Annotated in this window: 13 protein-coding genes; 9 read left to right on the forward strand and 4 right to left on the reverse strand. The window is 64.5% G+C overall.

What is annotated here, in order from left to right; translation table 11 throughout:
• Positions 1-254 precede the first annotated feature (254 nt).
• The 5 genes from AC1DZP_RS22825 (at position 255) to AC1DZP_RS22845 (ending at position 6,578) form a co-directional block, all read left to right on the forward strand.
• Positions 255-1,226: a GlxA family transcriptional regulator gene (locus AC1DZP_RS22825; RefSeq protein ID WP_477305549.1), complete on the forward strand. Its 972-nt coding sequence runs from the start codon at positions 255-257 to the stop codon at positions 1,224-1,226.
• Positions 1,227-1,388: 162 nt separating this feature from the next.
• Positions 1,389-2,693, forward strand: a complete 1,305-nt coding sequence (locus tag AC1DZP_RS22830) for a M24 family metallopeptidase (protein WP_477305551.1) — start codon at positions 1,389-1,391, stop codon at positions 2,691-2,693.
• A gap of 400 nt (positions 2,694-3,093) precedes the next feature.
• Entirely contained in the window at positions 3,094-3,774 is a 681-nt protein-coding gene (locus AC1DZP_RS22835; protein ID WP_477305553.1) for an isochorismatase family protein, read from the forward strand.
• Positions 3,771-4,730 (forward strand): alpha/beta hydrolase, encoded by a 960-nt coding sequence (locus tag AC1DZP_RS22840; RefSeq protein WP_477305555.1) that lies wholly within the window; start codon positions 3,771-3,773, stop codon positions 4,728-4,730. Before AC1DZP_RS22835 ends, AC1DZP_RS22840 begins: the two co-directional genes overlap by 4 nt.
• A gap of 207 nt (positions 4,731-4,937) precedes the next feature.
• The gene (locus AC1DZP_RS22845; protein WP_477305557.1) at positions 4,938-6,578 is read left to right on the forward strand and encodes an ABC transporter substrate-binding protein; all 1,641 of its coding nucleotides are present in this window, start codon (positions 4,938-4,940) and stop codon (positions 6,576-6,578) included.
• Positions 6,579-6,904: 326 nt separating this feature from the next.
• Here AC1DZP_RS22845 and AC1DZP_RS22850 read toward each other — a convergent pair whose 3' ends face one another.
• The gene (locus AC1DZP_RS22850; RefSeq protein ID WP_477305559.1) at positions 6,905-7,417 is read right to left on the reverse strand and encodes a hypothetical protein; all 513 of its coding nucleotides are present in this window, start codon (positions 7,415-7,417) and stop codon (positions 6,905-6,907) included.
• A gap of 532 nt (positions 7,418-7,949) precedes the next feature.
• The gene (gene lepA / locus AC1DZP_RS22855; protein WP_477224817.1) at positions 7,950-9,755 is read right to left on the reverse strand and encodes a translation elongation factor 4; all 1,806 of its coding nucleotides are present in this window, start codon (positions 9,753-9,755) and stop codon (positions 7,950-7,952) included.
• A 228-nt stretch (positions 9,756-9,983) separates the two neighbouring features.
• Here lepA and AC1DZP_RS22860 point away from each other — a divergent pair, with 228 nt between their 5' ends.
• From AC1DZP_RS22860 to msrA, 4 genes are all read left to right on the forward strand, one after another.
• Complete coding sequence (locus AC1DZP_RS22860) at positions 9,984-11,048, forward strand: TadE/TadG family type IV pilus assembly protein (RefSeq protein WP_095083855.1); 1,065 nt, start codon at positions 9,984-9,986, stop codon at positions 11,046-11,048.
• Positions 11,049-11,423: 375 nt separating this feature from the next.
• Positions 11,424-12,122 carry a DUF1223 domain-containing protein gene (locus AC1DZP_RS22865; RefSeq protein WP_477305560.1) on the forward strand — a complete coding sequence of 233 codons (699 nt, stop codon included), beginning with the start codon at positions 11,424-11,426 and terminating at the stop codon, positions 12,120-12,122.
• Positions 12,123-12,271: 149 nt separating this feature from the next.
• Complete coding sequence (locus AC1DZP_RS22870) at positions 12,272-12,547, forward strand: hypothetical protein (RefSeq protein ID WP_457151296.1); 276 nt, start codon at positions 12,272-12,274, stop codon at positions 12,545-12,547.
• 145 nt (positions 12,548-12,692) lie between these two features.
• On the forward strand, positions 12,693-13,430 hold the full coding sequence (gene msrA / locus AC1DZP_RS22875) for a peptide-methionine (S)-S-oxide reductase MsrA (protein ID WP_477305562.1): 738 nt from the start codon (positions 12,693-12,695) through the stop codon (positions 13,428-13,430).
• A 135-nt stretch (positions 13,431-13,565) separates the two neighbouring features.
• Here msrA and AC1DZP_RS22880 read toward each other — a convergent pair whose 3' ends face one another.
• Both AC1DZP_RS22880 and AC1DZP_RS22885 read right to left on the reverse strand, forming a co-directional pair.
• On the reverse strand, positions 13,566-13,820 hold the full coding sequence (locus AC1DZP_RS22880; protein WP_477305563.1) for a hypothetical protein: 255 nt from the start codon (positions 13,818-13,820) through the stop codon (positions 13,566-13,568).
• Positions 13,798-14,070 (reverse strand): DUF4242 domain-containing protein, encoded by a 273-nt coding sequence (locus AC1DZP_RS22885; protein ID WP_095083851.1) that lies wholly within the window; start codon positions 14,068-14,070, stop codon positions 13,798-13,800. Before AC1DZP_RS22885 ends, AC1DZP_RS22880 begins: the two co-directional genes overlap by 23 nt.
• Positions 14,071-14,195: the final 125 nt, after the last annotated feature.

Below are 14,195 nucleotides of genomic sequence, written 5' to 3' on the forward strand. Positions count from 1 at the left end.
TCCCCCGCAAGGGGGGAGATCAGACGTCACATCGGCCTTCGCCAATTGCCAAACTTGAAAGCGTGAGCCAGCGTTTGAGCTGCCAATCTCCCTCCTTGCGGGGGAGATGGCCGGCAGGACAGAGGGGGGTGCTGTCCCGCCGACATCGCACAAACTTGTGCACCGTCCGGGCGGTCAACAGTAGACTGCGCTTCAAGCATCGTTGGCCAATTGCCGTTGACCCCGAACCCCATCTGCCCGAATTGTAGCGCCCCATGGCAGCGCACGCCCCTCAAAAACCCGCCGAAACGCCCCTCACCTTTGCCGTGCTGGTGTTTCCCGGCTTTCCGATGATGGCGTTCAGCTCGGTCATCGAGCCACTGCGCGCTGCCAATGTGCTGGCCAAGCGGCAGTGCTATCGCTGGATCATCGTCGGGGCGACCCCGGGGCCGGTCGAGGCCTCGAACGGCGTCGTCATCCAGCCGGGCTTTTATGCCGGGGATGCGCCGAAGGTCGACCGGATCGTCGTCTGCTCGGGCGGTGATGCCGACCACCTCGTCGCCGAGGATGCCGCCAGCTGGATCCGCAAAAGCCTGCGCAACGGCGCCCATATCGGCGCGGTGGCGGATGCCGCGTTCTTTCTGGCGCGCGCGGGCCTGCTCGACGGCCATGCCTGCACCTTGCACTGGACCAGCCAGGCCGCCTTCACCGAGGCGTTCCCCAACATCGAGCTCAGGCGCGACCTCTATGTCATCGACCGCAAGCGCTTCACTTCGGCCGGCGGCGTCGGCAGCCTCGACATGATGCTTGAGATCATCACCCGCGACTATGGCGCCGAGCTTGCCGCCGGCGTCGCCGAATGGTTCGTGCACAGCCAGCTGCGCTCCAGCATAGACCGCAAGATGATGCCGCTGCGCCTGCGCACCGGCGTCCAGAACGAGCTGGTGCTGTCGGCCATCGCCATCATGGAGGACGCGGTCGAGGAGCGGCTTGGCATGGCCGAGCTCACCGCCAGGCTCGGCGTGTCGTCCGACAAGCTCGAACGCTCCTTCCGCTCCGAACTCGCCATCTCGCCCAATGGCTACTATCGGCGCCTGCGGCTGAAGCGTGCTGCCGATCTTCTGGCACATTCGACGCTCGCCGTGCGCGACGTGGCGCTGGCCTGCGGCTTCGCCTCGATGTCGAGCTTTGCCCGGGCTTTTCGCGAGGAGCATGGGCATCCGCCGAAGCTGGCGAGACGGCATTAGGGTGGCGGACGTACTAGGCGCGAGGTCGAGTTCCGTCCCACCCTCCAGCGCCCCGCACTAACTGCCAGCGGCATCCCGCATAACCCCTGCGGTTTCCCGCACAATTTCCCCGCCCCTCATGCGCCATGCTCAGACCTCGCAACCAGCCAAGGCCGCACACCCATGAGCATCGTCGTTTTCGACCCCGACAGCACCGAGGACGTCGACTTCAAGGATCGCATGCGCCACCCGGCGGCGGCCGATCCGGCCGGCGGCATGTGGCTGTCCGACACCGAGCCGTCCTTCATCGATGCGGATGCTTTGCGAAAAGGCCGGCTGGCAAAGCTGCGCGGCTGGATGCGCGAGGCCGGCTATGGCGGCGTGGTGCTGTTCGACCCGTACAACCAGCGCTACGCCACCGGCTCGCGCAACATGTTCGGCTATTTCCTGCGCAACTCGACCCGCTATTTCTTCATCCCCACCGTCGGGCCGATCGTGCTGTTCGAATACCCGCAGAGCTACCATGTCTCGATGGTGCTCGACACGATCGACGAGGCGCGTCCTTCCAAGCTAGTCTGGTCGTCGGTGTCAGGCCGCGACGACGAGACTGCCGGCCCCTTCGCCGACGAGATCGCCGAGCTTTTGAAGCAGCATGGCGGCGGGTCGATGAAGCTCGGCCTCGACCGCTGCAGCCATCTGCAGGCCCTCGCCCTGGAAAAGCGCGGCTGTGAGGTCAGGGATTGCCAGGGCGAGATCCTCGCCGTGCGCGCGGTCAAGACGCCCGAGGAAGTGAAATGCCTGCAAGTGTCGATGGCCGGCGCCGAGGCCGCCGTCTATGCGGTGCGCGAGGCGATCAAGCCCGGCGTGTCGGAAAACGACCTGTTCGCCATCATGTATGGCGAGGTCATCCGCCAGGGCGGCGAGTTCATCGAGACCCGGCTGCTCACCTCCGGCCAGCGCACCAACCCTTGGTTCAACGAGGCTAGCGGCCGCAAGATCCGGCCCGGCGAATTGTTGGCGCTCGATACCGACACCATCGGCTGCTACGGCTATTATTCGGATTTCTCCCGCACCTTCCGCTGCGGGCCGGGCAAGCCGACACCCTACCAGAAATCGCTCTACCGCATGGCGCACGACCAGGTTCAGCACAACATCGGAATCGTCAAGCCCGGCATGGCCTTCCGCGAGATCGCCGAAAAGGCCTGGAAGATCCCCGACCGTTTCGTCGACCAGCGCTACACCTCGGTCATGCACGGCGTCGGCATGCATGGCGAAACGCCGTTCATCGCCCACGCCATGGACTACGAGACCTATGGCCGCGACGGCCATATCGTGCCAGGCATGGTGGTCAGCGTCGAAAGCTATATCGGTGAGAAGGGCGGTCGCGAGGGCGTCAAGCTGGAGGACGAGATCCTGATCACCGAAACCGGTACCGAACTCCTGTCGCGTTTTCCGTATGAGGACGAGTTTCTGGAGAAGCAGGTTTGACATCCCTCGTCATCCTAGGGCGGAGCAAGGAGCGCAGCGACGCGGCGCAGACCCTAGGATCCAAGCCGCGACCTAAGCGCGCCGCAACGGTCCAAATTCAGCTCCGCTGCATTCCTCGGTCGATTTCACGGCATGGATCCTCGGGTCTGCGCGTCCGCTTTGCTCCCTCTCCGCCCGTGGATGACGAAGGCACCGCCATGCCGCGACTGCCGAGCGCTGCCACGGTGCTGATCTGCACTGCTGCGCCCGTCGATCAACGTCACGGCATGGATCCTCGGGTCTGCGCGTCCGCTTCGCTCCCGCTCCGCCCGTGGATGACGAAGTCTGGGACGCTTCGGCAAATCCCCAATGGCGATAGCCCGCTGAAGGCGACGGCATCGCCTCTTGCAGGCACATCCGCATGAAAACCCCCATCGCCCTCAAGCGCGGCACGGTGGCCGCGGTGTTCATCGACCTGCAGGAAGAGCACCGGCAGGACCCCCGCTATCTGGTCGAGGGTTTTGGCGGCATCCTCGCCAACGTCCAGCGCCTGCAGGCGGCGGCGCGGCAAAACCATGTGCCGCTCTACCACTGGGCCTACATCGTCGACCTCGACAAGCAGGACCGGCCGTTTCATCCGCTCGGTGCCGACGGCAAGTCGGCCTTTTCCGACAAGAGCGACCCGCTGACCGAAATCTGCCGTGAGGTCGCGCCCGTCAAGGGCGAAGCCTTGCTGGTCAAGGCCGAGGCCAGCGCCTTCCGGACCGGGCCGGCGGCCCGCGACCTCAAGTCGGTCGGCATCGAATGGCTGGTTATTGCCGGCGTCTGGACCGAAGCCTGCATCGACGCCTCCGTGAAGGACGCCGTCGCCAAGGGCTTTCGCGTGCTTTTGGTCAAGGATGCCTGCGGCAGCGGCAGTGCCGCCATGCACCAGACCGGCATCCTCAACCTCGCCAACCGGCTCTATGGCGGCGCCATCACCGACACCGAAGGCGCCTGCCGGCTGCTGGCGGGTGAGAGCGTCACCGCCTGGCAGGTCGAAGGCTCGGTGCCGCTGCGCTTCACCTTTGAAAACGCGGCGGAGCTTTACGCCGAGCTATGACGGCCGGACCAAGTATCAGCCGCGGCAAATACGAAACGCGGCTCGACCCGGCTTTGTGGGCCTATATCGACGCGGTCAACGCCTGGTATCCGCCCGAGATCATCGGCCTGCCGATCGATAAGCAGCGCGCCGTCTACGACAGGATGTGCCGGGCCTTCCATCAGGGCCGCCCGCCGGGAGTCAGGGCCAGTGACGGCCTGATTGCCGCCGCCGGCCGCGACATCCCGGTCCGCCGCTACCAGCTTGCCGCAAAGGCGGCAGCGGCGATGGTGGTCTACTATCATGGCGGCGGCTTCATTCTCGGTGGGCTCGAGAGCCATGACGACATCTGCGCCGAGCTCTGCGCCGGCACCGGTTTCGACGTGCTGTCGGTCGACTACCGCCTGGCACCGGAGCATGTCCACACCGCCGCCTTCGACGATGCGGTGACCGCCTTCGAATGGGCGGCAGCGGCCACCGGCCTGCCGCTCGTGCTGTGCGGCGAAAGCGCCGGCGGCAACCTCGCAGCAGGGGTGGCGCGGGCGACAGGCCGTGGCGCCGCGATCGGCCAGGTGCTGATCTATCCCGAACTCGGCGGCGACGAAGGTGCGGGCTCCTATGTCGAGCACGCCGACGCGCCGCTGCTGTCGGTGCACGACATCGCCTTCTACCGCGACGTCCGCTCGACCAAGGCGCAATCGGCTGACGATCCGACCTTCTCGCCGCTGCGCGGCCGCGATTTCTTCGGCCTGCCGCCAACGGTGATCGTGTCAGCCGAATGCGATCCGCTGTCGTCGGATGGCGAGACCTATCGCGATCGCATGCTGGCCGCCGGCGGCAAGGCGTTCTGGCACGAGGAGCCGAGACTGGTGCATAGCTACCTGCGCGCCCGCACGACCGTCCCGGCGGCGGCGGAGGCGTTTGCGCGGATCATCGCGGCGGTCGCTGCGCTGGGCCGGGGTGAGTGGCCGTATTGAAGCGCCGACCGTGACGCGCCAATCCCCCACAAGGGGGGGAGATCGGCTGTCCCTTCTGCGGAGCACCGCACAATCACTGCGGAAAACCGAACACTCCGCTACGTCACCCCGCCTTATCATTCGCCTCTCAGGCAATGGCGCCCCGGCGGTCGCGTCCGCCCCCCGCGCCTGTCGACCGGCCGGGGCGCCCAACAAGAGGGAACGACGATGAAATTCATGCTGACTGACCGGAAACTGCACCCCCGGGCAAAGCCCGTCGCCGACGATTTCAGGACGGGCGGCATCAACCGCCGCGAATATCTCGCGCTGATGGCCGGCCTCGGCGTCAGCGCCGCCGGCGCGCTGGCGCTGGGCGGCCTTGCCTCGACGCCCGCCCGTGCCGCCGAACCCAAGCGCGGCGGCACCTTGCGCGTCGCTATGAACGTCAAGGGTTTCAAGGACCCGCGCACCTTCGACGGCGTCGAAATGTCCAACGTCGCCCGCCACTGCAACGAATATCTGGTGCGCTGGAACACCGACTTCTCCTTCGAGCCCTGGCTGCTCGAAGGCTGGGAGGCGAGCGACGACGCCAGGACGCTGACCCTGCATGTGCGCAAGGGCATCACCTGGTCGAACGGCGATGCCTTCAACGCCGACGATGTCATCCACAACCTCACCCGCTGGTGCGATGCCTCGGTAGCAGGCAATTCGGTCGCCGCGCGCATGGGCGCGCTGGTCAATGCCGACACCAAGAAGCTGGTCGATGGCGGCATCCAGAAGGTCGACGACTTCACCATCAAACTCAATTTGCCAAAACCCGACATCTCGCTGATCGCCGGCATGGCCGACTATCCGGCGTTGATCATGCACCGCTCCTATGAGGGCGACGGTGATCCCCTGAAGGCGCTTTCCGTCACCACAGGCCCGTGCGAGCTGGTCAGCTGGAATGCCGAGACCGGCGCAGAGGTGAGGCGTAAGGACAAGCCCTGGTGGAAGGGCGAATTCTGGCTCGACGGCATCAAATGGGTCGACTACGGCTCCGACCCCAACGCCATGCTGTCGGCCTTCGAATCCGGCGAGATCGACACCGACCACGAGACCGCCTCCGATGCCGTCTCGCAGACCGACAAGATGGGGCTGAAGAATTCCGAGATCGCCACCGGCTCCACCATCGTCGCCCGCTTCAATGTCGGCAACGCACCTTATGACGACGCCAGGGTGCGCCGCGCCGCCCAGCTCGCAGTCGACAATTCGGCCGTGCTGAAGCTCGGTCTCGACGGCCGCGGCAAGCCCGCCGACAATCATCATGTCGGCCCCATGCACCCCGAATATGCCGATATCGGCCCCGCCAAGCGCGACGCGGAGGGGTCGAAGAAACTGCTCGCCGAGGCCGGCAAGGCCGATCACGAATTCGACCTCATCTCCGTCGATGTCGAATGGCAAAAGAGCACCGGCGACGCCATCGCCGCGCAGATGCGCGAGGCGGGTTTCAAGATCAAGCGCACCGTGCTGCCCGCCGCCACCTTCTGGAACGACTGGAGCAAATACCCCTTCTCCTGCACCGAATGGCTCGGCCGCCCGCTCGGCGTCCAGGTGCTGGCGCTGGCCTACAAATCCGGCGCCGCCTGGAACGAGAGCGCCTACGCCAATCCGGAATTCGATACGCTGCTCGACAAGGCGCTGGCAATGCCTGACGCCAAGGCGCGCAAGGAGATCATGGCCAAGATCGAGCAGAATCTGCGAGAGTCCGGCATCATCATCCAACCCTACTGGCGCTCGGTCTACCGCACATACCGCAAAGGCATCGAAGGCTGCGAACAGCACCAGGCGCTCGAGCAGCATTTTGAGAAGGTGTGGATCGAAAGCTGAGCTTTCGGGCGAGACAATCACCGAAGCCGGCGCCGCCCCTCATTGCCCTGCCGGGCGTTCGTCGTTCGAAAAGCCAAGCAATTGGCTTTTCGTCCGCTACGCGGACCACTCCTCAACCCCCCGTATAGAGACGAGGAGAAAGGGCCGGCCGCAAAGCCGGTGTCTTTCTTGCAACGCTGACAATTGGCGAAACCATCAATGACAGCGTCCTTCTCCCCGTCCCTATACGGGGAGAAGATGGCGGCAGCCAGATGAGGGGCGGCGCCAACGCTGATCTTCCCTTCTCCCACAAGGGGAGAAGGCAGGGGCGCAGAACGCCGACCCGCTCACCGCCCGGGCCTCACCAAAGTCCATATCCACCCAACAAAAGTCAGCACCAGGAACGGATAACCGGCGGCGGGCAGCGGCGACGAGGTCGGCAGCAACGGCACTCCCCACAGGATCATGCCCACTGAGGCGACAAACAGCATGGCAGCCATAACAGCGGTCAGCCGCATCCAGATCGCAAAAGTCTTCGCTGCGCTGACCATGACAAGTCCGGCCGCCCAAAGCGAGATGCCGCCGGCATAGGAGGGGACGCTGGCCTGCAGGCCCGCCGCATTGCCGGCCAGCAGCAGGCTCTCGCCGGCGAGGAATGTGAGGAACCCGGCCGCGACGCAGTCATTGCCCAGCCGCTGATACTTCATCGTCAGCAGCGCCGTCGCGACCACGAGGGCCACGCCGTCGATCGCCCACAGCGTTTCGCGCAGCGCGTCGCTGGCGACGAAGGTGCCGGCAAGGCCAAGAGCGCCGCCGATGGCGAGGCCAATCGCGGCGACGGTGTCCAGATTGGAACGCATTTTTATGTCTCCCCCAAGCCGTGCGGAGGATACGCCCACGCGGTGCATTCTCAAAGGGAGCTGTGCGAAAGCGAAGCAGAGTGTCGAGAGGTTGCCGTCTGCCTCTGGCGATCCAGTGGCGGGGCAAAATGGCCGGCGCGAATGCCGGTGAGGGCAGCTGCCTGAGCCCGCGCCGGCCACTGGCGAACTGATTAAGGTCCGCCGCCCGATTTTTCTACCGCTCCGGCGCTGCAGGATCAACCAACTCAGGGTTGGTGCGGGCTCGTACCAACCTTCCCTGGCATCATTTGTTATTGCGGGAACTGGGTGTCGTCCGCGCGATGATCACGAAAGCCGTGTGCGTCCAGCACCACCTGAAAGCTGCGGTCAAACGCCCCGCACGTCATGAACAGCCCGAAGCCGACACAGCCGAGCGCCACCAATCCGTTCTGGGACAGAGATCATACTTGATCCTGAAATAGCTGCGAGCCTACGGAGATTTGAAGACATCCGTAGCTTCACTAGGTCTGTCAGCAGATAGGCGACCGGCTTCTCAGTCCCCCATCTTCAGTGCCTGGATAAACGCCTCCTGCGGGATATCCACCTTGCCGAACTGGCGCATCCGCTTCTTGCCCTCTTTCTGCTTGTCCAGCAGCTTGCGCTTGCGCGAGACGTCGCCGCCGTAGCATTTGGCGGTCACGTCCTTGCGCAGCGCCGAGATGGTTTCGCGGGCGATGACCTTGCCGCCGATGGCGGCCTGGATCGGAATCTTGAACAGATGGTGCGGGATCAGCTCCTTGAGCTTCTCGCACATCTGCCTTCCGCGCTTTTCCGCCGCCGTGCGGTGCACCAGCATCGACAGCGCGTCGACCGGCTCCTCATTGACCAGGATCGACATCTTCACCAGGTCGCCCTCCTTGTAGTCGGTCAGGTGATAGTCGAAGGAGGCGTAGCCTTTCGAGATCGACTTCAGCCGGTCATAGAAATCGAAGACGACTTCGTTGAGCGGCAGATCGTAGGTCAGCATGGCGCGCTTGCCGACATAGGACAGGTCGGCCTGGATGCCGCGCCGGTCCTGGCAGAGTTTCAGGATGCCGCCGAGATAGTCGTCGGGCGTCAGGATGGTGGCGCGGATCCACGGCTCCTCGATGGCCGAGATTTTGACCACGTCGGGCATGTCGGCCGGGTTGTGCAGTTCCTTCATCGAGCCGTCGGTCAGCAGCAGCCGGTAGACGACGCTGGGCGCGGTGGCGATCAGGTCGAGGTTGAACTCGCGCTCGAGCCGCTCCTGGATGATTTCCAGATGCAACAGGCCAAGGAAGCCGCAGCGGTAGCCGAAGCCGAGCGCCGCACTCGTTTCCATTTCATAGGAGAAGGAAGCGTCGTTGAGGCGCAGTTTGCCGACCGCGGCGCGCAGATCCTCGAAATCGGCGGCGTCGACCGGGAACAGGCCGCAGAACACCACCGGCTGCGCCGGCTTGAAGCCGGGCAGCGCTTTGGCGGTGGCGCGCTTGTCTTCGGTGATGGTGTCGCCGACGCGGGTGTCGGCCACTTCCTTGATCGAGCCGGTGAAGAAGCCGAACTCGCCGGGGCCGAGCTCGTCGACATTGATGCGGGCGGGCGTGAACACGCCGGTGCGCTCGACCAGGTATTTGGCGCCGGTGCCCATCATGCGGATGGTCTGGCCCTTCTTCAGCACGCCGTCGATGATGCGCACCAGCACGATGACGCCGAGATAGGCGTCGTACCAGCTGTCGACCAGCATCGCCTTCAAGGGAGCCGTGGCGTCGCCCTCGCGCGGCGGCGGCAATTGGTGGACGATCGCTTCCAGCACATCGGGAATGCCAAGCCCGGTCTTGGCCGAGATCAGCACGGCGTTGGAAGCGTCGATGCCGATCACCTCCTCGACCTGCTCGCGGATGCGCTCGGGCTCGGCGGCCGGCAGGTCGACCTTGTTCAGCACCACGACGATCTCGTGGTTGTTGTCGATCGCCTGGTAGACATTGGCCAGCGTCTGCGCCTCGACGCCCTGCGAGGCGTCGACCACCAGCAGCGAGCCCTCGCAGGCGGCGAGCGAGCGCGACACTTCATAAGCGAAGTCGACATGGCCGGGCGTGTCGATCAGGTTGAGGATATAGTCCTCGCCATTGTTGGCGCGGTATTTCAGCCGCACGGTCTGCGCCTTGATGGTGATGCCGCGCTCGCGCTCTATGTCCATCGAGTCCAGCACCTGTTCCTTCATGTCGCGCAGCTCCAGCCCGCCGGTCAGCTGGATCAGCCTGTCGGCAAGCGTGGATTTGCCATGGTCGATATGGGCGACGATGGAGAAATTTCGGATGTGGTCGAGGGGCGTGCTCATGGCGGGCGCTTTAGCAGGGGCTTGTTGCTGCGGCAAGCGCTGTACCGCCACCGGGCAAGCGCCGTACCGCTGGCGGGCAAGCGGCAGTGCCGATGCCGGGGCGCGGGAACTTGTCGGCTTTATCGGGGGATGTCGCGGAAAGTCGATAAATTTTAACCAAGTGCGTTAGAGCAATATTCGTGACTGCCATGTTAGCCCGTGGAGATATTCGTTTGTAAGGATCACGACATGCGGGGGTTAGCAGGCAGGTTTGTCAGGTCGAGGAGCGGCTCGTTCACGCCGATCCTCATCTTCGCCATGATGCCGATTATTGCCGCCATCGGCTTCTCGGTCGACTACACCTCGGCGGTCCAGACCAGGTCGGACATGCAGTCGGCGCTCGATGCCGGCATCCTGTCGATCACCACGATGGCGACGACCTCGACGCTGGCGCAGCGCCAGGTGGTGTTGCAGGATTCCTTCGCCGCCAATGGTGCACCGACGGGGGCCACCGCGACGCTGAACAGTTTCGTGGTCGGCACTGACGGCACCGCCACCGCGCAGGCCACGGCAAATTACTCGATGCCGACCGTTTTCATGCAGATCGCCAGGATCAACACTGTGCCGGTCGCCGTCGCGTCGGCGGTGAGCAAGTCGCCGGCGCTGGTGCAGACCACCTTCAAGGTAACCGGGGTGTCAGGTTACTGGAACAAGACGATGACGCTCTACGGCACGCAATTCGGTGCCACGGTGGCCAAACCGCTGATGACGATCAACTATACCTATGGCAACACCAAGGATCCCAAGGGCTACGGCACCACCACCGTCAACACCATCACCAATTCGGGCGGCCAGGACGTCACCACGATGGTCCAGAAGCAGGTCTGCTCCGTCGGCAACAATCCGCCGAACGGGGTGTCGGTCAAGACCGATGCGAGTGGCACGAAATATTACTGTGTCGATACGATGTATCCGTCCACTGGCTCCGGCGCGGTGATCGATGTCAGCCAGATGAGCGGTCTCTACCTGCAGATGGACGTGCCATCGGGCAACCCGACAAAGCTGATGTCGAACGATCCGAACACCTCCAACCGGCTCTACAATGGGGTGAGCGCGAACGGCCTGACGGAGATCGCGACCGGGCAGAACGTCGACATCTTCAGCATCGTGCCCTGCGGCATTCCGGGCTATCAGGCCTGGGAGGACGGCGGCAATGCGGTGCCGGCACCAGCCTCCAATGCCGACTTCTTCTACACCGTCACCGGCAAGTGCGACTTCAACAAGCGGCCCTCCGAGACGCTGCTGACGCAGTGAAGCTGCCAATCTCCCCCACGTGGGGGAGATGGCCGGCAGGCCAGAGGGGGGCGCTGTCCCGCCGACCTTGCCATTGTCGGCGATGTCCGCCCTCACTTTTCTCAGACCGATCTGACCATCATTGCACACTGTCGCGCGGCGCCACCGTCGATCGCGCCTATGTTGGTGCTCTATGGCGCCCCCCTCTGTCCTGCCGGACATCTCCCCCACGAGGGTGGAGATCGGCTGCCGCGACCGGTTTTGCCGATCTCCAGCGTCGCAAAGGCGCTAACGACAACGATCACAAACCGGTGAGCGCTGTAACAAAGCCTCGGCCGGCGGCGAAGTGGGGACATGAGCGGCGCATCGGGGCGCCGTCACCCACGGAGCCAGCCGATGTCGCGTTCCTGCAAGTCACTCGTCGTGTCCAGCCTCGGCGCGCTCGCGCTCGCCACGTCGCTAGGTGCGGCGCAAGCCCAGCCGCTTACCGTGGTCGAACTGTTCACCAGCCAGGGCTGCTCGTCCTGCCCGCCGGCCAACGCCAATCTGATCAAGGTCAAGGACCAGCCGGACGTGCTGGCGCTGTCCTTCAACGTCACCTACTGGGACTATCTCGGCTGGAAGGACACATTCGGCCGCCAGGAATTCACTCAGCGCCAGGTCACCTACGAGCCCTCCCTTGGCCATGACGGCCCGTTCACCCCCCAAGTGGTGGTCAATGGCCGCGCTGATGTCGTCGGCGCGGCACCGGGCGAAATCCAGCAGCTGATCTCGAGCACCGACCGCGCCAGCGGCCCGTCGCTGTCGCTCGTCGGCGGCAAGGTCAGCATCGGCGCCGGCTCGGCGCCGGGCGGCCGGGCCGATGTCTGGGTGGTGCACTATGCCAAGGGTGTCGTCGAGGTGCCGGTGGCGCGCGGCGAAAACACCGGCCGCACCTTGCCGCACGCCAATGTCGTGCATTCGCTGGAGAAGCTCGGCAGCTGGACCGGTGACGCGACGGCGCTGAATGTGCCGGCCGCTTCAGGCGGGCTCAGCACCGCGGTGCTTGTCCAGTCGCCGGGCGGCGGACCGATCCTGGCCGCCGCGACCAACTGAAATTCCCTGAGCATCGTCCCGGAAAGGATCATGCGCAGACAACGACCCGCGCAACGCCGCAGCAGCGGCGCCGCGACAACCCGGCCCACCCAAAGAGGTGCGCCATTATCCCCAACCCCAAGGAGACCATCATGACGACCTTTTCCCGGATGACATCGTCGGCCCGCTTGACGCTGCCGGCACTGGCTCTCGCTTTGTGCTCGACGGCGCTGTTTGCCGGCGGCATCGCCCGCGCCGACGACGCGACCAACGCCATGAAGCCCGCCGTCAACGCCATGAAGCCGGCGACCGACGCGATGAAACCGGCCGACGCCATGGCGCCCGACGCGATGAGCACGAACGCCATGAAGCCCGCGGACAACGCCATGAAGCCAGCCGCCGATGCGATGAAGCCGGCAACGGATGCCATGGCCCCGGCCAACTAGGGTTGACGCTGCTTCCGGCTTCGGTCCTGACACCAGGACCGGATCCGGACGCACGTGAAAGTGAGGCTTCGGCCGCAACTCACCCGTCGCATGATCCTCTCTTATCCAATAGACTCCACATGATGGACGTCACAGGAGCTCAGCCATGACCGACATTCGAAAACCAGTCGCCAGACGACAGTCGAATTTTGCCAGGAGCGCGCTCGCCGCGTTGGCGCTTGCCGCCGTGGGCGCCGCCTTCTGGCTGACGCCGGCGGTTTCCGCCGAGGACGCGGTGGTCATCCCGCCGCCGTCGATCGACGAGAAGGCAGCCGGCGGCAGTGAGAAGGCGATCTTCGCCGGCGGCTGCTTCTGGGGCGTGCAAGGCGTCTTCCAGCACGTCAAGGGCGTCAGCAAGGCGGTGTCCGGCTACACCGGCGGCAGCAAGGACACCGCCGTCTACGACACCGTCGGCTCAGGCAGCACCGGACATGCCGAATCCGTCGAGATCACCTATGATCCGTCTGTTGTCACCTATGGCCAGCTGCTGCAGGTCTATTTCTCGGTCGCGCACAACCCGACCCAGCTGAATTTCCAGGGTCCCGATAGCGGCACGCAGTACCGCTCGACGATCTTTGCCGAAAACGATGCGCAAAAGAAGATTGCGCAGAGCTACATCGCCCAGCTCGACCAGGCCAAGGTCTTCCCCAAGCCGATCGTCACCACGCTGGAGACCGGCAAGACCTTCTATCCGGCCGAGAACTACCACCAGGACTTTTTGACCCTGAACCCGACCTATCCCTACATCGTCTACAACGACCTGCCCAAGGTTGCGAACTTGAAGCAGCTGTTCCCGGCGCTGTACAGCGAGAAGCCGGTGCTGGTGCTGTCGGCCAGCAACTGAACTGGCTTTGCCGAAGAGGCGTCGGCGCGACAGCGCCACCCTCTGCCCTGCCGGGCATCTCCCCCCTTGAGGGGGGAGATTGGCAGTTCCATTGTCCCGGCCACCTTGCAGCGTCAACTGCGGGCGGCCGGGTCTTCAGCGATCCCACCGGTCGTAGTCTCGCCAGTCCCGCCGCGTCTGCCGTTCCGGTAAGCCGATATCGTGCCTCAGATGGTCGCTTTCCGGTGGCAAGCGGCACTTGCCCAGCAGTTGCGCGGGCAGCTCCATCGCGATCCGCCATAGACGTCCGGGCAAGGAGGGCGCGCGGCCGCTGTTTGCCATGGCCGCGACACTGGCCGGCATGCCGCCTCGAGCGATCGGATCTTCATCAGCGGTAAAAGTAAGGTTCAAGAACCCTCACCTCCGTGATCTTGTCGACCGGCAGCGAGTTCATCTGGGCGGTGCTGCGGATCGCCTCCGGCGAGGGCGCGTCGTAGACGCAGAAGGTGTGCTTCTTGTCGGGCGACACGAAGGACTGCACCCAGGTCACGCCTTTCTCCGCGTTGCGCATGATGACGCCGCCCAGCGCATCGGCGCCGGCTTCGTTCATAGGCACGTTGAGGCCATCCGGAAATGTACGTTCAATCAGGTAACGGGGCATGGGAGGCTTCCCTTTCCATTGCTTCAAGCTCGATTTTGAGCGCGGTTGGACAAAGATCACGCTCGCAAAGAACGCGCATCGGAGCCTTTCCCTATGTTTGGCGGGACGATTCCCCATGTTAACGA

Source organism: Mesorhizobium sp. P2_F8, from assembly GCF_056403655.1.